The sequence below is a fragment of the Flavobacterium daejeonense DSM 17708 genome, from assembly GCF_000425425.1.
Taxonomy (GTDB): Bacteria; Bacteroidota; Bacteroidia; order Flavobacteriales; family Flavobacteriaceae; genus Flavobacterium; species Flavobacterium daejeonense.
On the sequence record NZ_AUDK01000010.1, the window covers coordinates 113,503 to 138,452 of the forward strand.

Sequence of the window (24,950 nt, forward strand, 5' to 3'; positions counted from 1 at the left end):
TTTTAGTTTAATTCTGCTAGACAATTTTTGTAAATGCTATTTTATTTGCTAAAGCATTTAAAATGAAATTGTCATTTAGACCATTAACCACCCAGGTTTCAATTTGGGCTTCTTTGGCAATGGCAGCAGCTTCTATTTTGGACTGCATACCTCCGGTTCCATGTGAAGATTTAGAATCACCAATTTCTTTTTCTAAATCTTTTAGATTCTCTACCGATAAAATAGTTTTAGGAAAACCATTACTCATTGATTCTTTGGTGTAAAAACCATCGGTATTTGTGGCTATAATCAGAATATCAACTTTTAATAAAACTGCGGTTAAAGCCGCTAATTTATCGTTATCTCCAAATTTAATTTCATCAGTAGCTACGGTATCATTTTCGTTGATAATAGGGATGTAATTGTTTTTGACCAATACATTAATAGTATTCACAATGTTTTTCTTAGTTTGTTCTTTTTCAAAATCAGAATAAGAAAGTAAACATTGTGAAGTATTCAAGCCTAAATCCTTAAAGTTTTCGTTGTAAATCCGCATCAAATGAGGCTGACCAATAGAAGCCAAAGCCTGTTTGACAAAAACATCTTTGTCATTATTATCTAATTTTACAAATTGTTTGGCCGCTGCAATTGCACCGGAACTTACAATGATAAATTCGTATTTATCATTCAAAGCAGCGATTTGCATACCAATATCCTCAATCTTTCCTCTCGAAATATGATTGGTTTCTCTGGTTAGGGTATTACTGCCTAATTTTAATAAAATTCTTTTTTTTGCCATTTTTTAAACGCAAAGTTTTCTTTTTTTAATCACAAAGCTCACAAAGTTTTCGCAAAGTGCACTAAGTTTACAAGCTCTTTTTATGTTTTGTGTCAAATTTAGTTCTCGACTGCGCTCGAACTAACAACTGACAACTGATTACTGCTATCTAACCTGTCCTTCTCCGTAAATGTACCATTTGTTAGTTACCAGATGTTGTAAACCAATTGGTCCGCGTTGGTGTAATTTGTCGGTACTGATTGCTAATTCGCCTCCTAAACCAAATTGCCCACCGTCAGTGAATCGGGTAGAGGCATTGTGATAAACCGAAGAAGCATCAATGTTTTCCATAAATTCCTGCGCAATGGTTTTGTCTTCTGTAATAATCGAAGCCGAATGTCCACCACAATATTTATTAATCATTTCAATAGCTTCCTGATTTGAATTTACCGTTCCGATGACAATTTTGTAATCTAAAAATTCTTCGTACCAAATCAAATCATTTTCAATGGCCGGAATTTGAGTGGCTTTTGCAATAGCTTCGTCGCCTAAAACCGTAACGTTATAACTTTTTAATTTAGTAACTAATTCATTAGTAAAAGCTTCCCAATTTGGTAAATTCACATCAATCAATACTTTATCTAAAGCATTACAAACCGATATATTTGAGGTTTTTCCGTTGATGATAATATTCATTGCTTTGTCTAAATCAGCGTCGGAATTGATGTATAAAAAATTGTTTCCGCGACCGCTTACAATCACCGGACAACTCGCGTGTTTTTTAGTAAATTCGATGAGTTTCTCACCTCCGCGTGGTACGATTAAATCCACTCTTTGCGTTGGTTTTTCTAAGAAAGCCTGAGTTTGCACTCTGTCATAATTCAAATATTCTACCCAGTCTGTAGAAACTCTGTTTTCTGCCAAAGCCTGATGCCAAAGGCTTACAATCTTTTGGTTAGAAAGTAAGGATTCTTTACCACCTTTCAACAAAATTTTGTTCCCAGACTTAAAAGCAATTCCTCCCGCTTCAACAGTTACGTCCGGACGGGATTCATAAATAATCAAAATCGTTCCAAAAGCAGCCGTTTTATTGCTAATTCTCATGCCGTTGTCATGAGTAAATTCATAACGAATCTGCCCCACAGGATCTTGCTGACTAGCCAACTGTTGCACCGAAAGAATCATTCCGTCCACCTTAGCATCGTCAACAAGCAAGCGTTTTTCCATAGCCAAATCTTCACCGTTATAATTGGCTAAATCCTGCTGATTGATGGCTTTCAAAGCTTCTCTTTCCTGTTCTAAAAGTTCCGCCATTCGGGTCAATACAGCGTTTCTTTTGTCTATGGATAATAATGTATTCATTTTGTTTTATTTGTTTTAATAAAATATATAACACCAAATAGAATCATAAGTAAACCTGATAGAAAACAAATTGTACTTGTAGGATGACCTAATTTTGTTGTAAAACCAAATCCACTTAAAATCCAACCAAAAATAATGGTTATCAAAAAAAGAGTTAACTTGGTTTTACATTTCATAATTATTTTAATTCAGCTAATGATTCCTGTAAGGCTTTGATAAACGTATCGATAGCATCAGTCGTAATTGTAAGCGGAGGAAGGATTCTTAATAAGTTTTTATTATTAGCCCCACCTGTGAAAATATATTTTTCGATAATCATTTTCTTTCTCAAAGCACTCACGTCAAAGTCAAATTCAACTCCTAACATCAGTCCTCTTCCTTTTACCTTTTTGATTTCAGGAATAACTTTGATTGCTTCAAAGAAATATTCAGAAACTTTATTTGTGTTTTCGATCAAGTTTTTGTCTTCCATCACATCCAAAACGGCAATTCCGGCTGCACAAGCTAAGTGACTTCCTCCAAAAGTAGTTCCTAATAAACCATAACTTGCCTGGAATTTAGGAGAAATCAAAACCCCTCCAATAGGGAAACCGTTCCCCATTCCTTTAGCAGTAGTTACAATATCCGGATTGATTCCGTGGTGTTGAAAAGCAAAGAATTTTCCGCTTCTTCCGTAACCGGATTGTACTTCGTCTAAAATCAAAATTACATCGTTAGCTTTACAAGCTTGTTCTAAAGCCTGAAAGAATTCAGTTGTTCCCTGATCTAAACCACCAACGCCTTGAATAGGTTCGATGATAACCGCACAAACGTCACCTTTTTGCAATTCCGCTTCAACCAATTCGATTTGGTTTAAAGGCAGAAAAGTAACCACTTGTTGTGCATTCAAAGGAGCAACTATTTTTTTGTTGTCAGTCACTGCAACAGCCGCAGAAGTTCTTCCGTGAAAAGAATTATCAAAAGCAATTACTCTTGATTTTCCGGTATGAAAGGAAGCTAATTTTAAAGCATTTTCATTGGCTTCTGCACCTGAACTACATAAGAATAAGCTAAAATCAGTTAAGCCTGATGCTTTACCTAATTTTTTAGCTAATTCTACCTGTAAAGGATTCTGAATCGCATTTGAGTAAAAACTCAAATTATCCAATTGTTGTTTTACTTTAGCCACATAATCAGGCTGGGTGTGACCAATTGAAATTACTCCGTGACCAGAGTATAAATCTAAATATTCGATTCCTTTTTCGTCGTAAATAGTGCAGTCCACAGCTTTTACCGGCGTAATAGGGTATAATGGGTAAACGTCAAATAAGTTCATTTTTTTATGTTTAATCGGTTATCTGTTAATTCGTTTAATCGATTAAACAGATAACCGATTAAACAAATAAACTATTTTTAAAATCCACACGGTTTCAAATGCAATCCTGTAGTTTCATCCAATCCAAACATTAAATTCATGTTTTGAACGGCCTGACCAGAGGCGCCTTTGAGTAAATTATCAATAACTGAAGTTATCAAAACCCGGTTTCCTTTTTTCATTAAACTAATAATACATTTGTTCGTTTGTACTACCTGTTTCATGTTGATGTTAGTAGTAGTCACGGTTACAAATGGCTGATCGGCATAAAAGGCTTCGTATTTGGTAACCAAATCTTCTAAACTCTCTTCCGATTTTGTATACAAGGTTGCAAAAATTCCTCTTGGAAAATCACCTCTGTTTGGAATAAAAATCAATTCATCAGAGTAAGAAGCCTGCAATTGATTAATGCTTTGGTTGATTTCACCCAAATGTTGGTGCTCAAAAGCTTTATAGTGCGAGAAGTTGTTGTTTCTCCAGCTAAAATGAGAAGTAGCCGACAAACCTACTCCGGCTCCGGTACTACCTGTTGTGGCATTGATATGAACATCTTCGGTTAATTTTCCGTCTGCTGCCAATGGCAATAAAGCTAATTGGATAGCTGTTGCAAAACAACCCGGATTAGCGATATAATTGGTTTTTTTAATATCGGTTTTGTTTAGTTCAGGTAAGCCGTAAACAAATGTTTTTCCGTCGAATTCTTTATCTTTTGTCAAACGGAAATCATTCCCTAAATCGATAATTTTGGTGTTTTCAGAGAATTTGTTGTTCTCTAAAAACGAAATTGATTTTCCGTGACCTAAACACAAGAAAAGCACATCCACATTAGGATTTACAGTATCGGTAAAATTCATTTCAATATCACCCATTAAATCCTGATGCGCAATAGAAAGTGGTTTTCCGGCATTGGTTGTACTGTAGACAAAATCTAATTTGGCGTTCGGGTGAAACATCAGGATTCTTATTAATTCTCCTGCTGTATATCCTGAACCACCTATTATTCCAATAGTAATCATAATCGTTTGTTTTGTATTTTAAACCATTAAGAAATTAAGTTTCATTAAGCTAAATGTCTTTTAATTACTTAATATTTTTATAGTAAATAAATTAACCGCTAAGAACTCAAAGAAGGCTCAAAGTTCACAAAGCTTAGTGTGCTTTGTGTCTTCTTAGCGTCCCGATAGTTATCGGGATTGCGGTAAAACCTTTACTCGTAAGTCTCCTTATTTACTGAAGAGAAAATATTTTGAGCGTTTCCTAATATTTTAATAAATCCTTTAGCATCTTCTGATGTCCAGGCATTGTTCATTTCTCCGTATTGACCAAAACCAGTGTTCATTAAATCGTTTTCAGATTCGATTCCGTCTAATGAAAAGTGGTAAGGTTTCAATGAAACAAATACTTTTCCGTTCACTGTTTTTTGAGTGTCTTCTAAGAAAGTTTCGATGTTGCGCATTACCGGATCTAAGAACTGACCTTCGTGGAATAACATTCCGTACCAGTTTCCTAACTGCTCTTTCCAGTATTGTTGCCATTTTCCAAGAGTGTGTTTCTCTAATAAATGGTGTGCTTTGATGATGATTAGCGGAGCAGCAGCTTCAAAACCAACTCTTCCTTTGATTCCGATAATAGTATCACCTACGTGAATATCTCTACCAATTGCGTAAGCATTAGCTAATTTTTCTAAAACAACAATGTTGTTAGAAGGTTTATCAGCTACACCGTTTACAGCAACTAATTCTCCTTTTTTGAATTCTAAAGTTACTTTTTCTTCACCTTCTTTTGTTAATTGAGAAGGATATGCTTCGCCAGGTAATGGTTGGCTGGAAGTCAAAGTTTCTTTTCCTCCAACACTTGTTCCCCAAAGTCCTTTGTTGATGGAATATTGTGCCTTTTCCCAAGAATAGTGCACTCCGTTTTTAATCAAATAATCTACTTCTTCCTGTCTTGATAATTTCAAGTCACGGATAGGAGTGATGATTTCGATTTCGGGAGCGATGGTTTGGAAAATTAAATCAAAACGTATTTGGTCGTTTCCTGCTCCGGTACTTCCGTGAGCAATAGCACTAGCACCAACCGATTTAGCATATTTGATAGCCTCGATAGCCTGAAAAACACGCTCAGCACTTACTGAAAGCGGGTAGGTGTTGTTTTTTAAAACATTACCATAAATCAAATATTTAATAGCTTTATCGTAATATTTGTCAAGAATGGTCAAATTAGCATGTTGAGCACTTCCTAATTCGTAAGCTCTTTTTTCAATTGCTGCTAATTCTTCTTCATCAAAACCTCCTGTATTAATTAATACGGTGTGAACTTCATATCCTTTTTCATTTTTTAAATATTTAAGGCAATATGAGGTGTCTAAACCTCCACTATAAGCTAATACAACTTTTTTCATTTTTCTGGATCTATGGGCTATTAACGGTTCCTTTGACAGAACTTCGCATTTAGCTGATTATATAATTTATTTTTGTTCGTTTTATTTGTTTTCTAAAAAAAGAGCCTGTTTGATTTTTTTTAATCTATTCCAAATCCTAACATTAAAAGGATGTTTTGGCGGGTCTTTTGGTTTTTCGGCCGGATCGTAAAGCATTCCGGTACACAAACACATTTTGTAATCTTTACTTTTTAGGATTTCAAAGTTAGTACAGGTTTTACAACCGGACCAAAAAGTAGGATCGCTGGTCAATTCAGAAAAAGGTACCGGTTTGTAACCCAACTCCGAATTGATTTTCATAACCGCCAGCCCTGTGGTAATTCCAAAAACTTTAGCTCCCGGATATTTTTGTAAGGAATAATCAAATACAAAGCTTTTGATTTTTTTAGCTAAACCAAGATTTCTAAAATCAGGATGTACAATCAAACCTGAGTGTGCAACAAATTTTCCGTGTTGCCAACTTTCGATATAGCAGAACCCTGCAAAATCCCCATTTTTATCCAAAGCGATAACAGCATCTCTGTTAGTCATTTTTTTCTGGATATATTCAGGAGTTCTTTTTGCTATTCCGGTTCCTCTCAATAAGGCAGAAGTTTCTATCGTATCACAAATAATTTGTGCATACTTAAAATGTTCTTCCTGAGCTATAACAATAGAGATATTCATTTCAAAAGATGAATTTTGGGTTAAAAAATGTGAAATAATGATAATTTAATACTAAACCTTTTTTGAAATTGACTGCAAAATTAACATAATAAAACCAACAAGAAAAAATGTGGGAATATAAAATGTGTGATTTTTTGTTTTCGGGATAAGTTAATCCAACGGATAACGGTTCTAATTTCAATTTGGTACTGATAAAAATGAATAATTAAACGAATGATTTTTAGATACTAGAATAGTATCCGTACTTCGGGTGAAGTAATCGGTCCGTTTAACCGTGACAAAAAGGTAATATGTGCACTCTTGTAATTCATTGATGCAAAAGTACACATATTTTTTTAACTGAGTAAGCTTTTATGATTTATTTTAACTTTTGTGATTTTTAGTTAAAATATTGATTGTTAGGTTTTTGATTTGAAATTAAAATCTGTTTTTTGTTAAAATTCCTTTTAATTTCGCTTTTAAATCTTCTCCGGTGTCAAAAACCATCTGTTCGTTGCTTGGAAACGGAATTAATTTTCGGCTAAAATAGGGGTAATAAGCTTCTTCGGTAGCTCTTTTATCGCCTTTGTATGTGGCATAATCATTTTTAAAAACCGATTCACTTGCGATGGGGAAAGATTTTAAAAGTTGTTTGTTTTTAAAATCAAGATAATCCACATTAGCAGCGACTTGACAGGCTTTATATTGGTTAAACTCCCGAATTCTGATCACAATTGTTTTTAAATTATCTACTTTGATTACTTTTCCTAAACTGTCTTTAACAGGTTTGCCGTTTTTGTCCAAAAGGTCTTTCAGTCCGTCTTTGATTTGTTTTTCTTTTACAAATTCTTTCTCTTTAATTTGTTCCGGACTAATCATAATATCTCTAAAATTGACGATAATTTGGTAATCGTATTTGATTTGTTTTTGCAAAATACTGTGATATACTGTCCATTTGTCATTCATTCCGTAGGTGTTAAAATCGAGTAAATCGTTTTGTAAATCCATCGGAATAAGCATGTTAGTTTGATTGCGTAAAACGACATTTACATAGTATTTTCCCTTGTTTAATGCTTCTTCCTGTAGCTGTAAAGTGTTTTGGTAGTTGGGATTAATTTGGTTCAGATATTCCAAATCGTCATAAGCTTTTCTGAAATCTAATTTATTGGTTGATTTTAAAAGTGCTTTACTGTTTTCGTATAAATATTGTGAAAGAGTATTTTTGCTGTCAACGATTTGTTTGTTGTAATTATCAAAAGAAAATTTGGCATTTTTGCCTTCTTTTAATAATTGTAAAGGAAGCAAAGGTTTGATTTTTTCCTGACGATTATTTAGCTGAATATAAGTATTGTATATTCTTTCCAGATTAACCGGATTTTTATCCTGTTCCAATAAATTCAGCTGGTTTAAATCTCTTTCTTTAGCTTTGTAAAAGGCTTCTTCCAGTAAATATACATATTCCTGATTGCCTTTTTTGTCTTTATTGCTGCGTAAATTATTGATGGCGTTATCGATGGCTTCATCATAATTCCCGGAAGTGAGTAGGTTACGGGTTTGCTTGACACCGCAGGAAAGGATAAAGAAAAAGAGAGCGAGTAGGGGTAGTTGTTTTTTCATTTTTATTAATTTGGAACAAATATATTTTTAAAAATTAATTTATTGAAACAATTGCGGTTAAATTCGATAGAAACTAAAAACAACAAAGCCATCAAAAATGACGGCTTTGTTGGTTGAAACATGTTCGTGTTAGTGTGAGCTACCTTCGGTTTCAATATGTGTGATTCCTTGTTTTCTTAGGATTTTTGGGCAATAAAAACCGTAAAAAGCAAGATAGGCAAAGCCTAAAAGTGGAATAATGTACGAGAAATGTGTCCAGGAAATTCCAAAAATACCTTCCGGACTAGTGAGATCAAAATCACAAATTCGTCCCTGGATTAACGGAATTACCCCGCCGCCTAAAATCATCATAATTAAGAAAGAAGAAGCTTTTCCGGTGTTTTTTCCCAGTCCGGCAATAGCCAAATCAAAAATGGATGGCCACATGATTGACAGAAATAATCCGCCGGAAATGAAAAAGAATTTGGCAATTTCCCTATCCGGATAAATTAATCCGATAAACATCATTGCTAAACCTGAAAACCCAAAGAGCATCAGTGTTTTTCCGGCGTTTTTTCCGCCAATAAAACTCATCAGAATAAAAAACAAAATCCAGATTGGGTAAATATAAAACGCAGAAACTTCGTGTTCGGCAATAATATTGGTAAAAATAATTACGCCAAAAGCTATAGCAGGAACTATAAATTTAAGCAACATATTGGTGGTTTTGGAAGTGTCAAATACGTTTACACCTCCGTTCCAGCGACCAATCATCAAACTTCCCCAATACAAAGCAATAAAAGGAGGGATGGCTTCTTCCAAAATATTCCCAAATTCGTTTGTTTTCAATAAGGCAGGCAGGTTGCTGATGATGGTAACTTCAGTGCCTACATAGATAAAAATGGCAAGCATCCCTAAATATAATTGCGGATAATCTAAGATGCTGAAGTTTTTGTGTCCGTGTTCAATTTTAGCTTCTTCTTGTTTTACAGGATCTTCAATTTTGGAGAAAAGCATAAAAAGTGCTACAACAATAAAAGCGCAGCCTAAAATGATAAAAGGTAGTTTAATGTCTTCTAGTGAAAGGGCTGTTTTTTTGTTATTTCCCATTCCGAATAACGCAATTCCTAGTAAAATAGCTCCAATAGTAGTTCCGAATGAATTGACACCACCGGCCAGAGTTAATCTGTGTGCTCCTGTGGCGGGACTTCCCATTTTAATTGCTAATGGATTGGCTACGATTTGTTGGATAGAAAAACCCAGACCAACCGTAAATAGGGCGGTCAGGAAAAATGTAAAACTTTCCATTGTGGCAGCAGGAACAAATAAAAAGGAACCAAACGCTGAGAGTGTTAATCCGGCAGCTAATGTTTTTTTGTATCCAAATTTTTGTAAAACATCGGATTTTAATGAGATTAAAAAGAAGATAATCGAACCCACAAAATAGGCGGCATAAAAAGCCCAGGCGACTAATTGCGATTGCACCTGTGATAAAGTAAATACCTTTTTGAAAACCGGGATTAAAATGTCATTGGCTGATCCAACAAATCCCCAGAAGAAAAACACGGATACCAGCGAAATAAACTGTCCCCATTTTGTATTTGAATTTTCGGAATTCATAATTTTTAAGATGTTTTTTTTAGTTAAATGCTATTTATTATGTGAAGTTTTTAGGTAAATGTATTTTTAAATTTTTTCATTTCAAAAACTTGGATTTCCTTTTTACCCCTGAAAATCCGCTTTTTCGACGAAACGTTATAATTGTACATACTTTCGACAGATTTGTACATGTTTTTGTTTTTATAAAAGTAAGTTTTTACTTTCTTTAAAAATTCAATGGAGAGATTTTGAATTTTGATCTTAAGAAGTGATAAGATTTGATTAAATTACGATTGTCAAAATTTAGAATATTATGAGATACCTACCCGCGTTTTTATTATTTGTTTTTATTTCCAATGCCCAAATAAAAAAAGACCAATTAAATCTGATGCCCTGGCCTCAAAAAATAGACATTTCAAATGCTGTTTTTCTACTCAATAAGGACTTTAAAGTCAATATTACAGGTAATCCTAATCCTAGAATTTTTAAAGCTGCTACTCAGTTTTTAAAGCGTTTAGACCAGCGAACCGGCTTGTTTTTCAATCAAGGATTTATCACTAAAACCAATGAATTTCCTGAAGCTAATTTGCAAATTAATTGTTTACGTGAAGGTAAAGTAGGCATAACGGAGAATGAAAGTTACCAACTAGCAGTTAATACGAATAAAATCACTATAAATGCAACTACCGATTTAGGGGCTATGCACGCCTTAGAAACTTTATGTCAATTGCTTCATAATAATGGGACTCAGTTTTATTTTCCTTCGGTTGAAATTAATGATAATCCTAGGTTTGCATGGCGTGGTTTAATGATTGATGCAGCCAGACATTTTCAGCCGGTAGATGTTATTAAAAGAAATCTGGACGGAATGGCCGCGATGAAAATGAATGTTTTTCATTGGCATTTAGTCGATGATCAAGGTTGGCGCATTGAAATTAAAAAACATCCTAAATTGACCGAATTGGCTTCCGATGGCGATTTTTATACGCAGGAAGAAATTACAAACATTGTAAAATATGCCGCTGACAGAGGGATTATGGTAATTCCTGAAATTGATGTCCCGGGACATGCTTCGGCAATACTGACGGCTTACCCGGAAATAGGCAGTAAAATAGACAATCAAACCGCTTATTCTGTTTCGGTAAAATCAGGAGTTCATAATCCCACGCTTGATCCTACTAATCCTAAAACCTATCAATTGTTAAGCGAAATTTTTGATGAAGTTTGTCCGTTGTTTCCAAATGCTTATTTTCACATTGGTGGAGATGAAAATAATGGCAAAGAATGGGATGCCAATCCTAAAATTCAGGAATTTAAAAAGAAAAATCATTTAAAAACCAATCATGATTTGCAAACGTATTTCAATATGAAATTAGTTCCCATGTTAAAAAAATATGGCAAGCAAGTAATGGGATGGGAGGAAATCATGACTCAAGACATGTCTAAAGAAGCGATTATTCATGCCTGGCGAGGCGTAAACGAAGGGATGAAGCCGGGTGAGGCTGTTGTTAAAGCTGTGAAAAATGGCTATAAAACAGTTTTGTCTAATGGTTATTATATCGACTTAATGCTTTCCGTAGATAATCATTATTTGAATGATCCGATGCCGAAAAATGTTGATTTTACCGCAGAAGAAAAAGCAAGAGTTCTGGGTGGCGAAGCAACCATGTGGAGTGAACTAGTAACGCCATTGACGATAGATTCCAGAATTTGGCCCCGAACAGCTGCCATTGCCGAACGCCTGTGGTCTAACGATACAGTGACAAATTTAGAAAGTATGCACAAAAGGCTGAGACAAATTTCGTTTCGACTGGAAGAAATTGGTTTAACGCACATTAGAAATAAAGAAGTGATTTTGCGAAATATCAGTAATTATCAGGATACCAAAGCGCTGAAAGATTTTACCAATATTTGCGAACCTTATAAAATTTATAAACGAAATGGTGGTGGAAAGAAATATTTTATGTATTCTCCATTAACCTTATTTGCCGATGCCTGTAATGCTGATGCTTCGGACGCTTATGAGTTTAATAAAGCGGTTAATCGATATCTGATTTATAAAGATGAGCTGTCGCAAAGTGAGATTATTTATTATTTGAAAAAGTGGATTACTATGAATGATGAATTGATTGTAATGAGTAAAAAAGCACCTTTGATTCAACCGCTTTTACCAATGGCGCAACAGTTAAGCACCATTGCTGTTGAATTAGTGGCAAACATTGAAAATAAAAAAGCGCTCAATAAAACGCTGATTAAGGAAAACCTAAAACTGCTTAACGAACGTAATTCCGCCGATGTGGAACTGGCCATTTATGAGAGTTTGAAGAAGTTGGCGGAATTGTAACTCAATTGTTTTCTAAAAAAAAAACTCGTTTATCTAAAATTGCAGATAAACGAGTTTTTTGATTTATTCTTCTTCATACATTTCAGGTGTTACAATGTAAGTCGTAATATATAACCCGTTTTTGTCTGAATAACGATAATTTAAAGTGACTTGGTTGTCTCTAAATGATTTCATTTCCGGACTAGTTTTTACATTTTGTAAAATGCTGGGAAAAAGATATTTTTTTACAGTATCTAGTTTTACTTCTTCTTTAGTGATATTATTTATCGTATAATTATACTGTAAAGTATTGTCAGGTAAAGCTTCAACGTTATTTAAAATTGTAAATTGATCAATATTCATCGGGCAAGTCTTATTCATTTCATTTGCAATTTTACTTAGTTGAATATCAATAGAAGGTTCAAAAAAAGATTTTGTTATAAAAAACATTACAATAAAAGAAACGGCAAAAGCAATTGCGAATTTTAAATCAACTTTTCTTTTAGGTTTAGCAGTTTTTGTCGGTTTGATTTCAATTTGTGGATTTTCTTTTTCGGGAAGAGGTAATTGAAATCCACAAAAAGAACAATATTTAGAAGTTGATTCATTTTCGTTTTCGCAGTTTGAACAAATGATTTTCATAAAGGAGCAATAATTAGTTTTTCAGATAAATTTTCGTGGTAAAAAATAAGAAAATGTTTTCAAAACTGTTTTGTTTATTTTTTTATATTTTACTATTAAGGATCAACAGGAATGACAAACTAGTTGTTAATTTTGGTGAAATAAACAGTTTTTTCTATTCTAAATTCCACAATCTTGTCATTCCGATGAAGGAAGCATCTCATTCAGTAATTCAACAAAGTTGCTCATTGTTGTGGGTATGGATTATAAATCCGCGCTATCAGGTTTATTTTCAACTAATACTTCTTTTAACTTAGGTGAAAACTTCGATTTATCAATGAAATTTAAGAAATGAGGATAAATTGAACTAATTCTTGTTTTTTTTCCGTTACTGAATATGATAAACATATTAAAAGATTTGTTATATCCAACTTTTTCTATTTCATTCCAGTAGATTTCTTTTCTTTTTTTTCGTTCATTCGTTATAATCATATATTTTTCGTGAATTAATATTCTATAATTATAATGATGAGTTAGTAAATAAATACTACAAAAGAAGAAAAAAATAAACATACCAAGTACACTAAAAAATTCTCCTTTTTCATCAATTTGCCATCCAGAGATTAATACATAAATCAACAATAAGGATACAACTAAACTTAAAATTCCAACATAAAAAGTAAATGTTCCAGGTTTTATTTCCATAATAATTATTTAAAATTTCATAATTTATTTTTTTATTCAATTACACTTTACTTTCTTATTCTTAATTATTAAATATATAGTGTAAACCAAAATATTTTTCTGTTTTTAATAGATATTTAAATCTTTTTCAAAAATAATTAAAATATTCTTACAAATATAAAGCAAAACTAATTTCAAAATCCATTCAAACAGCATTCTCATAAATAGCTATTTTTTTGTACTTTTGCAGCAAATTTTATAAAAACTATTCATGTTAACAGTAAATAATTTATCAGTTCAGTTTGGTAAGCGCATTTTGTTTGACGAAGTAAATACTACTTTTACTCACGGTAATATTTATGGGGTTATTGGGGCTAACGGTGCCGGAAAATCTACATTTCTTAAAATCATTTCCGGAGATATGGATCCTACTTCGGGTCACGTACAGTTAGAACCGGGAAAACGTATGTCGGTTTTAAACCAAAACCACAATATGTTTGACGAGCATACTGTACTGGAAACGGTAATTATGGGGAACAAAGTCCTGTATGCTGTTAAGAAAGAAATGGACGAACTCTATTTAGACTATAACGATAAAAATGCCGACAGAATTGGAGAATTGCAGGTGCAATTTGAAGAAATGAACGGTTGGAATGCCGATTCGGATGCGGCTTCATTATTATCGAATTTAGGTATTGGCGAAGAATTGCATTATACCTTGATGGCGGATATGGAAGGAAAGATGAAAGTACGTGTGCTTTTGGCGCAGGCACTTTTTGGAAATCCTGATGTATTGATTATGGATGAGCCTACGAATGACCTGGATTTTGAAACGATTGCCTGGTTAGAGAATTTCTTAGCAAATTATGAAAATACGGTAATTGTGGTATCGCACGACCGTCACTTCCTGGATGCGGTTTGTACACATATTTCGGATATTGATTTTGGAAAAATCAACCATTATTCCGGAAACTATACATTCTGGTACGAATCCAGTCAATTAGCGGCTAAACAAAGAGCGCAACAAAACAAAAAGGCTGAAGAAAAGAAACAGGAATTGGAGGAGTTTATCCGTCGTTTCTCTGCTAACGTGGCGAAGTCTAAACAGGCTACTTCCCGTAAAAAAATGATTTCTAAATTGAATATTGCCGAAATCAAACCATCGAGCCGTCGTTATCCTGCGATTATTTTTGATCAGGAGCGTGAGGCCGGAGATCAGATTTTGAATGTGCAAAATTTAAGTGCTTCGATTGAAGGAGAGCTTTTATTTAAAGATATTGATTTGAATATGGCCAAAGGAGATAAAATTGTATTATTCTCTAAAGATTCCCGTGCTACGACAGCTTTCTACGAAATCATCAACGGTAATCAAAAGGCAGATTCAGGAACTTATGATTGGGGTATTACTACCAATCAGGCCTATTTGCCGGCTGAAAATCATGATTTCTTTAAAAATGATTTATCATTGGTAGATTGGTTACGTCAATATGCTAAAACAGAAGAAGAGCGTGACGAAGTATTCATTAGAGGTTTCCTTGGGAAAATGATTTTCTCAGGTGAAGAAGCTTTGAAGAAAAGTAACGTTTTATCAGGAGGAGAAAAAGTACGTTGTATGATTTCGAGAATGATGATGGAACGCGCTAATGTTTTGATGTTGGACGAACCAACAAACCACTTGGATTTGGAATCGATTACGGCTTTCAATAATTCCTTGAAAAACTTCAAAGGTTCGGTGATTTTTACGACTCATGACCACGAGTTTGCACAAACGGTAGGTAACAGAGTAGTGGAGCTGACTCCTAAGGGAGTGATTGACCGTTATATGACTTTTGATGAATATTTGGATGATGAAAAAATCCAGGAACAAAGAAAGAAAATGTACAATCTGTAATTGATTGACAAACAATAATGCAAGCCGTTTTAAAGTAATTTGAGACGGTTTTTTTGTGCTTTTTAAACAGAATTAAAAAACGGCTTAAAAAAAATGCTATTTTTGCATGACCCAACCTAATTCTTTACTATGACTCAAAAAGTTTTGCTCAATTCCAAGGAAGTCAATATCATTCTTCATCGTTTGGCTTGTCAACTCATTGAAAAACACCTTGATTTTAAAGATACTGTTTTGATTGGTATTCAGCCAAGAGGAACCTTTTTAGCAGAACGTTTGAAAGAAGTTTTAGAAAAAGAATATCAAACTCCCGAGATTAAATTAGGCTATTTGGATATCACTTTCTTCAGAGACGATTTCAGAAGAACCGAAAAACCTTTAGAAGCTAATAAAACCAATATTAATTTTATTTTAGAGAATAAAAAAGTAATTTTTATTGATGATGTGTTATATACCGGAAGAAGCATTCGTGCGGCTTTAACGGCGGTACAGTCTTTTGGTCGCCCATCAGAAATAGAATTACTGGTATTAATCGACAGACGTTTTAGTCGTAATTTGCCTATCCAGCCGGATTATCGCGGAAGACAGGTGGATGCTATTAATGATGAAAAGGTAAGGGTGAGTTGGAAAGAGAATGATGGAGAAGATGCGGTATATTTAGTTACCAATTAATAGATTAATCGTTAAGTCGTTTAATTGTTTAATCGTAAAAAGGAAAGATAAACGATTAAACAAATAAACAAATAAACAGAAAATAAAGAATGAAAGAATTAAGCGTAAATCATTTATTAGGTATCAAATACATTAACAAAAATGATATAGACCTTATTTTTGAAACTGCAGATCATTTTAAAGAAGTTATTAATCGTCCGATTAAGAAAGTACCTTCGTTACGCGATATTACCATTGCCAATATATTTTTTGAAAATAGTACCCGAACCAAACTTTCTTTTGAATTAGCTCAAAAACGACTTTCAGCCGATGTAATCAGTTTTTCGGCAGCTCAATCTTCGGTTAAAAAAGGGGAAACGCTAATTGATACTGTAAATAATATTCTTTCGATGAAAGTGGATATGGTGGTGATGCGTCATTCTAATCCGGGTGCGGCTCATTTCCTGTCACAAAATGTAAAAGCAAGTATTGTAAACGCTGGTGATGGTGCGCATGAACATCCTACACAGGCTTTATTGGATAGTTATTCGATTAGAGAAAAATTAGGCGATGTTGCCGGGAAAAAAGTGGTTATTGTGGGTGATATTCTGCATTCCAGAGTAGCGCTGTCTAATATTTATGCTTTACAAATGCAGGGAGCCGAAGTAAAAGTGTGCGGTCCTAAAACTTTGATTCCAAAACATATTGAATCATTAGGAGTAAAAGTAGAACCTAATTTACGCAAAGCTTTAGAATGGTGTGATGTTGCTAATATGTTGCGTGTACAAAATGAAAGAATGGATGTGAACTATTTTCCATCAACAAGAGAATATGCACAACAATATGGTGTAGATAAAGCATTATTGGAGTCTTTGAATAAAGAAATTGTCATCATGCATCCAGGGCCCATTAACCGCGGTGTTGAAATTACCTCTGAAGTTGCTGATTCTGGTCAATCGGTAATTTTAAATCAGGTGGAAAACGGAGTAGCCATTAGAATGGCGGTGATTTATCTTTTGGCATCAAAAATTCAGTAAGTAAAAAAATCTTAGTAACTTTAGATTCTTGTAATCTTAAAATTAGGCAACATGAAAGTAGATCAAAAAGAACATACTATTACAATTAAAGATACTCAGGGTGATTTTACTTCCTTTTTAAATAAAGTTACCGATCAATATAAAAGTTTTGAAAATCATAATATTATTATTGATTTGTTAGGTTACAGGAATGAACTGGAAGTAGATGATTTAAAATTGTTTTTGCCTTTGTCTAAACAACATAAAAAAGCCAAAAAATCATTTGTGGTAGTGGTTTCTGATTTTGATTACAATGCATTGCCTGAAAAATTTACTATTGTTCCCTCTTTGTTAGAAGCGCATGACATCATTGAGATGGAAGAAATTGAAAGAGATTTAGGCTTTTAAATAGTTTAATTGTTTATTCGTTTAGGGTTTAATCGAATGATGTTCCAGGTAACGATTAAGCAAATAACCCCGTTAACTCAATAAACTTTGAAATTAACCATTCTGGGCTGTTATGCCGCAACTCCCCGTGCACTTACCAATCCTACTTCGCAGGTATTAGAAATTAAAAATCGTCTTTTCCTTATTGATTGTGGTGAAGGTACTCAGGTACAACTTCGCAAAAACAAAATCAAATTTTCTAAAATAAACCAGATTTTTATTTCTCATTTACATGGAGATCATTTTTTTGGTTTAATAGGTTTGATTTCTACTTTTTCATTGTTAAATCGAAATAATGATTTATATATTTATGGTCCAAAAGGAATCAAAGAAATCATCAAACTCCAATTGCGTTTGTCTAATTCCTGGCCAAATTTCGGATTGCATTTTCATGAATTAGAAAATAAAGAATCAGAAGTTATTTATGAAGACGATAAGGTATTGGTAAAAACAATTCCTTTAAAACACCGCGTTTATACCAATGGTTTTTTGTTTCAGGAAAAAATAGAAGAACGAAAATTAAATATTGCAGCCGTACAGGAATATGAAATTGAACGCTGTTATTATCAAAATATCAAAAACGGAAAAGATATTTATTTAGAAGACGGAACGCTTATTCCAAACGAAGAATTGACTTTTGACCCCGAAAAACCAAAGAGTTATGCTTTTTGTTCGGATACGAGTTATAACGAAACAATGCTTCCTGTAATTGAGAATGCAGATGTTTTGTATCACGAAGCAACGTTTTTGCAATCGGAAGAAAATTTAGCGTCCAAAACCATGCATTCCACTGCCATTGAAGCCGCTACAATTGCTCAAAAAGCTCAAGTGAAACAGCTTATTTTAGGGCATTATTCCACGCGTTATGATTCGATTGATTTGTTTAAAAAAGAAGCAGAAACCGTTTTTCCGAATGTTCTGTTAGCCGATGACGGACTAACATTTGATTTATAAATTAGCATTAAATAGTATAAAATGAAATATTATGGAAGATTTAAGTAATTACAGAAGATCTTATGAAAAAAGTGAATTATTAGAATCGAATATTCCGGAAGACCCGATCAATCTTTTTCATAGTTGGTTTCATGAAGTGGAAGACTTAGGAGGTGATAATGAAGTAAACGCGATGACTGTTTCTACTTTTGGACTGGATGGATTTCCAAAGGCGAGGGTAATGCTTCTTAAAAAATACACCGAAGAAGGTTTTGTTTTTTATACCAATTACAATTCGGAAAAAGGAAAGGCAATCGAACAAAATCCAAATGTTTGTTTGTCTTTTTTTTGGCACACTGCCGAGCGTCAGGTAATCATAAAAGGAATTGCCGAAAAAACTTCAGATATGGTTTCGGATAATTATTTTGATTCCCGACCAGATGGAAGTAAACTGGGTGCAATTGTTTCTAATCAGAGTGAGGTGATTCCTTCCCGGGAATTTTTAGAGCATAATTTAAAGGAATTAGAAGCGGCTTATGATAAAAAAGAAATTCTAAGACCAAAACATTGGGGAGGCTATTTAGTTCGCCCTGTGGTAGTTGAATTTTGGCAGGGAAGAGCTAATCGTTTGCATGATCGAATTCGATATTCTGTCCAAAATGATTATTCCTGGAAAATCGAAAGATTAGCACCATAATGTAAGAAAAATAATTTGATTAATTAAAAAAAGTGTATTTCATCGATTTTTTTTGTAGTTTAACGATAAAATGTTGTATGTTTGTGTAAGAAATAAAACAAAAACTAACTTATTTAAAGTGTTTGCCCCACATCTACTTTAAACTTAAACTACTAGCTTATGAAAGTAAATTTACTCAAGTTAATGTTACTATTGACAGTGATATTTACAATGAATTCTTGTTCTTCAGATACAACAGAAGAAACTGCTGATTCTACAAGTTCTGTAATTGTTGAAAATTACACTTACGCTGATAATGAGTTAGAAACATTGAAATTGATTAATGATTACAGAATTAGTATTGGTTTGAATCCTTTAGAAAAAATCAATCACATTTCTTATAAATCTGAAGAGCACGATTATTATATGATAGATCAAAAAGCTCCAAGCCATGATGGTTTTGTTGATCGTGCTAATAATATTATGAAAGTATTAGGTGCTAAAACGGTAGGAGAGAATATCGCTTATAACTTTAGCAGTCCTCAATCTGCTGTAAACGCCTGGTTAAACAGTCCGGCTCATAAAGCAAATATTGAAGGTAATTATACTCATTTTGGTATTTCTATTAGAAAAGATGCAGCAACAGGAAAACTGTATTATACTAATATTTTTGCAAAGATTGATTAGTTTTTTTGGTTTGAAAATGCAAAAGAAAGATAAGCCCCAAATCTATCCTTCTTAAGTATTAAAAAAGAAAGTCTGTAATTTCCCCAAGTTACAGATTTTTTTTCTTTTAGTTTAAAGAAAGAAATGCAGATTGAAGAAAAAAAAATAGGTTACTTATAATTTAAAAAGGCTATTTCAAAGTAGAAATAGCCTTTTTAAGTTTGGTTAATTTATTTTGGTTTGTGTTTTTTTTTAAAGAGAAGTAGTTTTTAGTTAAAACTATTTGTTTCTGGTAGGACTTGTCTTTTGACTTAATCTTTCCAAAATGGAATTTGCTTTTTCATTTTCTCCAATGGCATAAAGAGAGTTCGCATATTGGTTGTAATATAAAGCCTCTAAATCGGCTGTCATTGCAAATAATTCTCCGTACCATCGGGCGGCTTTTTCCATATTTCTGTCGGCATAAAAGGCATTTCCCAGTTTTTGGAATAAATCAATCGATTTGTATCCTTTTTCGGCAACACGTTCGTAGGTCTTAGTTACATTTACATAAGCATAACTATCACTGATTTTATCAGTGATGTAAACTTTTGAATTTTGAGCATTTGCTTTATTGAATAAAGCTGCTAACATGAAAAAGAAGATTGGGGCTACTTTCATATTACATTTTTATAAAATTTAACCATACTATTTTATTTAGATGTAATTTTTTCTGTTTTAAAATTTGCGTATTGATAATAATTATTGACAAATGGTCGCTAAATTTAATAGAAAAAAGTATATGTTACACAAAATCAATGTCTTTTTTTGATTTTTAGGCTCAATTGTACTTACAAAAGAAGTTTTTGTAGTTTTATATTTACTAATGAAATTGTTTTTTTTCCAACTTTATAAGTTGGTACTTGTTTAAATTTTGGAGAGATAAAAAACCTCGGAAACATTTTCCGAGGTTAGGTAATAAAGTAGTTAAAGCGCTGTAATTATAAATTCACTTCTTCTGTTCATTTGGTGTTCTTCTTCAGTACATTTAACACCATCAGCACATCTGTTTACTAATTGGATTTCGCCATAACCTTTTCCGGTTAAACGATCCGGACTTACGCCGTTTTTAATTAACCAGTCAATTGTAGATTTAGCTCTTCTGTCAGACAAAGCTTCATTGTATTTGAAAGAAGCACGGCTATCAGTATGAGAGCGAATATCCAATTTCATGTTAGGATATTGGTTTAAAACATCTAGTATTTTTTCTAAATCCAAAGCTGCTTCAGTTCGGATATTAGATTTATCCAGGTCAAAATAAATGTTTCTAATACCAAAACATTTTCCTAAATCATCTCCTATGGTTACTTTACATTGGTCTTTTTCTAAAGCAATAGGTAAATATGTTTTTCCATTTTCATAAGGAATGCTTACTTGTTTCTCATTAGTGTTGTAATCTTCTTTTTCTGCTCTTACGGTGTACATATTACTACATTCTACCATAAAACTGTAAGCCCCTTTTTCGTCAGCATTAACTGTTTTTAAAACTTTCATCCTTTTGTCAAATAAAGTAACCTTGGCATTAGGAAGCGGCATTTTAGATTCTGAGTCGGTGATTTCTCCGTACAATTCCTGCTCGCAGATGAGTTTTCTGGTTTCTAAAAATTGATAGATGTCATCATAACCTTGTCCTCCGTCTCTGTTTGAGGACAAAAATCCTTTTCTGGATTTAGTATCAATGATATAAGCAAAGTCATCTTTAGGAGAATTGGCATCCATTCCGATATTTTGTACTCTGTTTAATGAACCATCATCATTAATTTTAGACATAAAAATATCTAAACCACCTACACCCGGATGTCCGTCGGAGGCAAAGTAGAGTTCGTTTTCCTGACTTACGAATGGGAAAGTTTCACGACCTTCTGTATTGATTGTTGGGCCAAGATTAACCGGTGTTCCAAAAGAGCCGTCTTCGTTAATTTGTACTTTAAAAATATCGGATAATCCTAATGTGCCAGGCATATCAGAAGCAAAATACAAGGTTTTTTCGTCCGGACTTAAGGTTGGATGTGCGGTACTAAAACTATCACTTGTAAAAGAAAGCGGCTGAATGTTAGTCCAGTTTTCTCCTTCTAATGTTGCTTTGTATAGTTTTACTAAGGTAATTCCGTTTTCATTTTTACCTTTTTTCCCTTTTAGGTAATTGTTTCTGGTAAAGTAAACCGTTTTTCCGTCTTTGGTAAAAACAGGAGTAGCTTCATTAAATTTAGATTTTAAATCTCTGTTGAATTTTACAGGATTTGAAGGGGTCATATCTTCACCTAAATCAGCACTGTATAAATTTGTAAAGTGTTGATCGGTCCAGGTGTGTTTTCTTTGTCCCAAACTTCCGGTATCTCTGGCAGAGGTAAAGACAATTTTGTTGTTATAAAAGCTGGAACCATAATCAGAATATTGTGAATTTATGGCCGCATTTTCTATTTTGTACCTTCCTGAATTGGCTTTAATTTCATCCAAATAATTGGTGTTGGCTTTGAAAAGTTTTGCTCTGCTGTCATTTGCAGAAATCTTTTCAAATTCTTTTAATATTTGATCCGCTTTATCGTTATCACCAATAGCGCGAAGAGATTGTGCATAACGATAGTAATAAGGAGCTTCAATGGTAGTATCCGGCATGGCAAAAAGTTCGGCATACCATTTTACTGCTTTTTCTAACTCGCCATTGAAATAATAAGCATTTCCTATTTTTTCAAACATAGGAGCTGATTTATATCCTTTTTCGGCGACTTTTTCGTAGGTTTTAATGGCATCTATGTAGGCATAGTTGTCATACTTTTTATCGGCGTTAGCCAACTTGGTTTTTTGGGAATAAATGTTAAATGAAAAAACACTTACCGCAGCTATGCAAAGGAGTATATTTTTTTTCATAATAGTAGTATTTAGAAGAATCTTGGAGTTGTAATTTTATTATTTTTCTTGAATATTTCATATCTCAAGAAAACTTCATGAGAACCAGAATTGTAATTATCCAATTTCGTAGTTTCTAAATCATATCCATATCCAATGTATAAGGCATCAGATACCTGAAAACCTACCATTGCACTTACCGAAGCGCTCCATCTGTAAGCAATACCGGCAGTTAATTTGTCAAAAAACATAAAGTTACCTGAAACATCCACTTGTAAAGGTGCTCCCTGAACCATTTTAGTTAGCAGGGCAGGCTTGAATTTAAGATTGTAATTCAAATCCATCACATAACCGGCAATTAAATAATAACTTATTTTTTCTTTATAAACTTTTACATCGTTATCATCGTATCGGTTAGACTGAATGAAATTAGGAATAGAAAGACCTACATAAGCTTTGTCTGAATGTAGATAAATACCTGCTCCAATATTTGGCGAAATTTCATTATTATATCCATAAAGTTTAGGGTCTTGTTGATCAGGATTTAGTCTGCTTGGATCTAAATCAAACATGTTTAGAGATGCTTTAACACCAAATGAAAGTTTCATGGTTTCAGATGTAGGAATGGTATAGGACAAATCTGTCGAAAAAGTGTTTTCGTGTGTTGGTCCTATTTTATCATTGACTAATGAAACACCTAAACCTAATCTGCTGTTATTGAAAGGTGTGTTAATGGAAACAGTATTAGTAGTTGGAGCTCCGTCTAATCCAACCCATTGCGTACGATGCAAGGCAAAGATACTCATTGCACCTCTGGAACCGGCATAAGCGGGATTTACATTTATAGTGTTGTACATGTATTGGGTAAATTGTGCATCCTGCTGTGCATAATTTACTAATGTTGTAAACATCAAACCGATTAGTAGTATTTTTGTTTTCATCTGACTTGGTTTTTATAACCAGAGGTTTGTAGTTAAACCTCTGGTAATTAGATTTGAGTTCTTATCTAGTTAGGTATAAATACCCTTGTTTTTTGTTAGCTGTAATTTCACCTTGTAAACCTACAGAGGTATAGTTTAGAATATAGAAATAAGTTCCGTCCGGTAATCCTGCAGATTTATCTACAGTAACCCTTCCTTCAGAAAAACCTTTGAACGATTTGTCTGCGTTATTGTATCCTTTAGTTTCGTAAACTAATATTCCCCATCTGTTGTAGATTTCAACAGAATTTTCAGGATAACAAAGTGTGTCATCAATGTTATCAATTTTAAATAGTTCATTAGTTCCGTCGTTGTTAGGTGTAAATGCATTGTGAACAAGGATAGTTCCACAGCCTAATACTCCTGCTTTTTCAACAATTACACTGTCTTCAGCTTCAACAGGAGTGTTGCCCAGTGTTACACCATTTGCAGTAGCGATATTAGTAATGCTATCTACTTGCAAATCAGCCAGGGTTATTGTATGACTTTGAGTAAATTCTTTGGATTCTCCAGGATTTAAAACAAAAGGTTCATTTGTTGTATCTAAACCAGTTAGCGGATCTTTTACTACAACATTGTAAATACTAACATTACCTGTGTTGGTTACCGTTATGGTGTAGTTAATAACATCTCCAACAAAAGTATAAACATCGCTGGTTGTATCACGTGTATTAACTACGGCTGTTTTGTCAACAGTTAATTCTGGAGTCTGAGGTAAAACGGTAATTGTACAGTCAGTACATTCAGGATCTTTAGTACAAGTTGTACAAGGGGTAGGATCTGAAGAAGTATCGCTAACATTAATGTTTTCAGAATCTTTAGCATTAGCTAATGCTAAATTGTAAAACACCCCTCTATTGATATCATCCTGAGTGATTGCATGAGTAGCAGTAAATGTAGTGCTGTCAGATGCACCAGCTTCAAGTGTAGCTATTGGTCCTCCTGTAACAGTTGCTTTATTGTCAGTAATACTAATATTTGTTAAAGTAACATTTCCTGTGTTTTTTACAACAAAATTATAAACAATATTGTCTCCTATATTTGTTTTTCCATCATTATTACTATCTACATAAACTGCATCTTTAAGAAGTTCAATTCCTGATTCAGTTATATAATAAGTGTAAGTAACGCTACAGCTATTTTTATCACTTATTGTTACATTATATTGACCTTTAGGTAAACCAGAAATATCCTCTGTAATTGCTCCATTAGACCAAGTGTAAGAATAAGGTGCAGTACCACCTTGTACAGTGATATTTATAGAACCATTACTGCATCCTACACAGTTGTTGTTGTTAACTATTGTTGCTGTTGTGACTGTTAAAGTTTCAGGCTGAACAATAGAGAAAGTCCCTGTTGCGGCAGCACATCCGTTAGCATCCGTTACGCTATAAGCTAAGTTTTCACCAGCAGCATGAGTAAAGAT

22 protein-coding genes are annotated in these 24,950 nt (G+C 33.5%); 8 read left to right on the forward strand and 14 right to left on the reverse strand.

Translation table 11 applies throughout. The features are described from left to right. Nucleotides 1-16: 16 nt before the first annotated feature. From proB to H599_RS0108855, 8 genes are all read right to left on the reverse strand, one after another. Entirely contained in the window at nt 17-778 is a 762-nt protein-coding gene (gene proB / locus H599_RS0108810; protein WP_026713793.1) for a glutamate 5-kinase, read from the reverse strand. 144 nt (nt 779-922) lie between these two features. Beyond that, nucleotides 923-2,119 carry a glutamate-5-semialdehyde dehydrogenase gene (locus tag H599_RS0108815; protein ID WP_026713794.1) on the reverse strand — a complete coding sequence of 399 codons (1,197 nt, stop codon included), beginning with the start codon at nt 2,117-2,119 and terminating at the stop codon, nt 923-925. Between the two features lie 178 nt (nt 2,120-2,297). Next, nucleotides 2,298-3,434, reverse strand: a complete 1,137-nt coding sequence (locus H599_RS0108825) for an aspartate aminotransferase family protein (RefSeq protein ID WP_026713796.1) — start codon at nt 3,432-3,434, stop codon at nt 2,298-2,300. Nucleotides 3,435-3,511: 77 nt separating this feature from the next. After that, nucleotides 3,512-4,489: an N-acetyl-gamma-glutamyl-phosphate reductase gene (gene argC / locus H599_RS0108830; RefSeq protein WP_026713797.1), complete on the reverse strand. Its 978-nt coding sequence runs from the start codon at nt 4,487-4,489 to the stop codon at nt 3,512-3,514. A 191-nt stretch (nt 4,490-4,680) separates the two neighbouring features. Next, nucleotides 4,681-5,874 carry an argininosuccinate synthase gene (locus H599_RS0108835; protein WP_026713798.1) on the reverse strand — a complete coding sequence of 398 codons (1,194 nt, stop codon included), beginning with the start codon at nt 5,872-5,874 and terminating at the stop codon, nt 4,681-4,683. 81 nt (nt 5,875-5,955) lie between these two features. Beyond that, a complete protein-coding gene (locus H599_RS0108840) occupies nt 5,956-6,579 on the reverse strand; it encodes a GNAT family N-acetyltransferase (protein ID WP_026713799.1) in 624 nt (207 codons plus the stop codon). 417 nt (nt 6,580-6,996) lie between these two features. Continuing rightward, on the reverse strand, nt 6,997-8,175 hold the full coding sequence (locus H599_RS0108850; RefSeq protein ID WP_026713801.1) for a hypothetical protein: 1,179 nt from the start codon (nt 8,173-8,175) through the stop codon (nt 6,997-6,999). 129 nt (nt 8,176-8,304) lie between these two features. After that, complete coding sequence (locus H599_RS0108855) at nt 8,305-9,774, reverse strand: MFS transporter (protein ID WP_026713802.1); 1,470 nt, start codon at nt 9,772-9,774, stop codon at nt 8,305-8,307. Between the two features lie 292 nt (nt 9,775-10,066). Here H599_RS0108855 and H599_RS0108860 point away from each other — a divergent pair, with 292 nt between their 5' ends. Next, nucleotides 10,067-12,097, forward strand: a complete 2,031-nt coding sequence (locus H599_RS0108860) for a beta-N-acetylhexosaminidase (RefSeq protein ID WP_026713803.1) — start codon at nt 10,067-10,069, stop codon at nt 12,095-12,097. Nucleotides 12,098-12,160: 63 nt separating this feature from the next. Here the strand turns inward: H599_RS0108860 and H599_RS0108865 are convergent, their stop codons facing one another. Beyond that, entirely contained in the window at nt 12,161-12,718 is a 558-nt protein-coding gene (locus tag H599_RS0108865) for a zinc ribbon domain-containing protein (protein WP_026713804.1), read from the reverse strand. Nucleotides 12,719-12,961: 243 nt separating this feature from the next. Further along, nucleotides 12,962-13,402, reverse strand: coding sequence for a hypothetical protein (locus H599_RS0108870; protein WP_026713805.1), 441 nt, complete (start codon nt 13,400-13,402; stop codon nt 12,962-12,964). Between the two features lie 250 nt (nt 13,403-13,652). Here H599_RS0108870 and H599_RS0108880 point away from each other — a divergent pair, with 250 nt between their 5' ends. The 7 genes from H599_RS0108880 (at nt 13,653) to H599_RS0108910 (ending at nt 19,679) form a co-directional block, all read left to right on the forward strand. Beyond that, nucleotides 13,653-15,272, forward strand: coding sequence for an ABC-F family ATP-binding cassette domain-containing protein (locus H599_RS0108880; protein ID WP_026713806.1), 1,620 nt, complete (start codon nt 13,653-13,655; stop codon nt 15,270-15,272). A 129-nt stretch (nt 15,273-15,401) separates the two neighbouring features. Further along, nucleotides 15,402-15,941, forward strand: a complete 540-nt coding sequence (gene pyrR, locus H599_RS0108885; RefSeq protein WP_026713807.1) for a bifunctional pyr operon transcriptional regulator/uracil phosphoribosyltransferase PyrR — start codon at nt 15,402-15,404, stop codon at nt 15,939-15,941. An 89-nt stretch (nt 15,942-16,030) separates the two neighbouring features. Continuing rightward, nucleotides 16,031-16,957, forward strand: coding sequence for an aspartate carbamoyltransferase catalytic subunit (locus H599_RS0108890; protein WP_026713808.1), 927 nt, complete (start codon nt 16,031-16,033; stop codon nt 16,955-16,957). 51 nt (nt 16,958-17,008) lie between these two features. Next, nucleotides 17,009-17,344 carry a hypothetical protein gene (locus H599_RS0108895; RefSeq protein WP_026713809.1) on the forward strand — a complete coding sequence of 112 codons (336 nt, stop codon included), beginning with the start codon at nt 17,009-17,011 and terminating at the stop codon, nt 17,342-17,344. A gap of 87 nt (nt 17,345-17,431) precedes the next feature. Further along, nucleotides 17,432-18,337, forward strand: coding sequence for a ribonuclease Z (locus H599_RS0108900; RefSeq protein ID WP_026713810.1), 906 nt, complete (start codon nt 17,432-17,434; stop codon nt 18,335-18,337). 31 nt (nt 18,338-18,368) lie between these two features. Then, the gene (gene pdxH, locus H599_RS0108905; RefSeq protein WP_026713811.1) at nt 18,369-19,013 is read left to right on the forward strand and encodes a pyridoxamine 5'-phosphate oxidase; all 645 of its coding nucleotides are present in this window, start codon (nt 18,369-18,371) and stop codon (nt 19,011-19,013) included. Nucleotides 19,014-19,172: 159 nt separating this feature from the next. Next, complete coding sequence (locus H599_RS0108910; protein ID WP_026713812.1) at nt 19,173-19,679, forward strand: CAP domain-containing protein; 507 nt, start codon at nt 19,173-19,175, stop codon at nt 19,677-19,679. Nucleotides 19,680-19,937: 258 nt separating this feature from the next. Here H599_RS0108910 and H599_RS0108915 read toward each other — a convergent pair whose 3' ends face one another. The 4 genes from H599_RS0108915 to H599_RS0108930 all read right to left on the reverse strand — a co-directional run. Continuing rightward, nucleotides 19,938-20,318 carry a tetratricopeptide repeat protein gene (locus H599_RS0108915; RefSeq protein ID WP_026713813.1) on the reverse strand — a complete coding sequence of 127 codons (381 nt, stop codon included), beginning with the start codon at nt 20,316-20,318 and terminating at the stop codon, nt 19,938-19,940. 306 nt (nt 20,319-20,624) lie between these two features. Continuing rightward, nucleotides 20,625-22,565, reverse strand: coding sequence for an OmpA family protein (locus H599_RS0108920; RefSeq protein ID WP_026713814.1), 1,941 nt, complete (start codon nt 22,563-22,565; stop codon nt 20,625-20,627). A gap of 11 nt (nt 22,566-22,576) precedes the next feature. After that, a complete protein-coding gene (locus H599_RS0108925) occupies nt 22,577-23,485 on the reverse strand; it encodes a PorP/SprF family type IX secretion system membrane protein (RefSeq protein ID WP_026713815.1) in 909 nt (302 codons plus the stop codon). A 61-nt stretch (nt 23,486-23,546) separates the two neighbouring features. After that, nucleotides 23,547-24,950 (reverse strand): T9SS C-terminal target domain-containing protein (locus tag H599_RS0108930; protein ID WP_026713816.1); only part of this gene is annotated, 1,404 nt, incomplete at its 5' end.

Bases quoted from the DNA above. Each gene is read 5' to 3' on its own strand.
- proB (WP_026713793.1), bottom strand. From the start codon at position 778: ATGGCAAAAAAAAGAATTTTATTAAAATTAGGCAGTAATACCCTAACC.
- H599_RS0108815 (WP_026713794.1), bottom strand. From the start codon at position 2,119: ATGAATACATTATTATCCATAGACAAAAGAAACGCTGTATTGACCCGA.
- H599_RS0108825 (WP_026713796.1), bottom strand. From the start codon at position 3,434: ATGAACTTATTTGACGTTTACCCATTATACCCTATTACGCCGGTAAAA.
- argC (WP_026713797.1), bottom strand. From the start codon at position 4,489: ATGATTACTATTGGAATAATAGGTGGTTCAGGATATACAGCAGGAGAA.
- H599_RS0108835 (WP_026713798.1), bottom strand. From the start codon at position 5,874: ATGAAAAAAGTTGTATTAGCTTATAGTGGAGGTTTAGACACCTCATAT.
- H599_RS0108840 (WP_026713799.1), bottom strand. From the start codon at position 6,579: ATGAATATCTCTATTGTTATAGCTCAGGAAGAACATTTTAAGTATGCA.
- H599_RS0108850 (WP_026713801.1), bottom strand. From the start codon at position 8,175: ATGAAAAAACAACTACCCCTACTCGCTCTCTTTTTCTTTATCCTTTCC.
- H599_RS0108855 (WP_026713802.1), bottom strand. From the start codon at position 9,774: ATGAATTCCGAAAATTCAAATACAAAATGGGGACAGTTTATTTCGCTG.
- H599_RS0108860 (WP_026713803.1), top strand. From the start codon at position 10,067: ATGAGATACCTACCCGCGTTTTTATTATTTGTTTTTATTTCCAATGCC.
- H599_RS0108865 (WP_026713804.1), bottom strand. From the start codon at position 12,718: ATGAAAATCATTTGTTCAAACTGCGAAAACGAAAATGAATCAACTTCT.
- H599_RS0108870 (WP_026713805.1), bottom strand. From the start codon at position 13,402: ATGGAAATAAAACCTGGAACATTTACTTTTTATGTTGGAATTTTAAGT.
- H599_RS0108880 (WP_026713806.1), top strand. From the start codon at position 13,653: ATGTTAACAGTAAATAATTTATCAGTTCAGTTTGGTAAGCGCATTTTG.
- pyrR (WP_026713807.1), top strand. From the start codon at position 15,402: ATGACTCAAAAAGTTTTGCTCAATTCCAAGGAAGTCAATATCATTCTT.
- H599_RS0108890 (WP_026713808.1), top strand. From the start codon at position 16,031: ATGAAAGAATTAAGCGTAAATCATTTATTAGGTATCAAATACATTAAC.
- H599_RS0108895 (WP_026713809.1), top strand. From the start codon at position 17,009: ATGAAAGTAGATCAAAAAGAACATACTATTACAATTAAAGATACTCAG.
- pdxH (WP_026713811.1), top strand. From the start codon at position 18,369: ATGGAAGATTTAAGTAATTACAGAAGATCTTATGAAAAAAGTGAATTA.
- H599_RS0108910 (WP_026713812.1), top strand. From the start codon at position 19,173: ATGAAAGTAAATTTACTCAAGTTAATGTTACTATTGACAGTGATATTT.
- H599_RS0108915 (WP_026713813.1), bottom strand. From the start codon at position 20,318: ATGAAAGTAGCCCCAATCTTCTTTTTCATGTTAGCAGCTTTATTCAAT.
- H599_RS0108920 (WP_026713814.1), bottom strand. From the start codon at position 22,565: ATGAAAAAAAATATACTCCTTTGCATAGCTGCGGTAAGTGTTTTTTCA.
- H599_RS0108925 (WP_026713815.1), bottom strand. From the start codon at position 23,485: ATGAAAACAAAAATACTACTAATCGGTTTGATGTTTACAACATTAGTA.